The sequence below is a fragment of the Roseateles sp. P5_E1 genome (assembly GCF_054049335.1).
In genome coordinates this window covers 1-788 of sequence record NZ_JBFUMN010000170.1, presented here as the reverse complement: position 1 = coordinate 788, position 788 = coordinate 1, and the positions used below count along the sequence as shown (strand labels likewise).

2 protein-coding genes are annotated in these 788 nt (G+C 63.6%); both read left to right on the top strand.

Features of this window, described 5'->3' with window-relative positions; all coding sequences use genetic code 11:
- The coding region (gene nuoI, locus ACXJKJ_RS30425; protein ID WP_457395136.1) for an NADH-quinone oxidoreductase subunit NuoI at positions 1–314 on the top strand (314 nt) is incomplete at its 5' end.
- A 9-nt stretch (positions 315–323) separates the two neighbouring features.
- A partial coding sequence (locus ACXJKJ_RS30420) for an NADH-quinone oxidoreductase subunit J (protein ID WP_457395134.1) occupies positions 324–788 on the top strand: 465 nt, incomplete at its 3' end.

Genomic DNA, 788 nt, shown 5'->3' with positions numbered 1-788 from the left:
GCGAGGAACGCTGCATCGCATGCAAACTGTGCGARGCSGTGTGCCCSGCGCTGGCGATCACCATCGATTCGGMMAAGCGCGMGGACGGCASCCGYCGYACCACSCGYTACGACATCGATCTGTTCAAGTGCATCTTCTGCGGSTTCTGCGARGARWSCTGCCCGGTSGACTCGATCGTGGAGACCCACATCCWCGARTAYCACTTCGAGAAKCGYGGCSAGAACATCGTCACCAAGCCGCAGCTGYTGGCSATCGGSGAYCGGCTYGAAGCCGAAATCGCCGAGCGTCGCGCYRCCGAYGCCGCKTTCCGCTGAGGTTCAATGATGGATTGGGTAAATATCAGTTTCTGGGTCTTCTCCATCGTGGCGGGCATTTCCGCCGCGGCGGTGATCAGCGTGCGCAATCCGGTCTATGCCGTGTTGTGCCTGATCCTGACCTTCTTCTCCGTGGCCTGCATCTGGATCCTGGTCGGCGCTGAGTTCCTCGGCGTGGCCCTGGTGCTGGTGTACGTGGGCGCGGTCATGGTGCTGTTCCTGTTCGTGGTGATGATGCTCGACATCGACGCCTCCAACCTGCGCGAGGGCTGGGTGCGCTACCTGCCGGTCGGGCTGGTGGTGGCCGTCACCATGCTGGTGCAGATGCTGGTGCTGATCGGGGTGAAGGGCAGGGCGGTCAATCCGTTCCCGGCCGACAACGCCGCCGCGCTGGCCGCCGACAGCTCCAACATCACCTGGCTGGCGCGCAGCCTGTTCACCGAATACCTGCTGCCGTTCGAGTTCGCCGCCGTC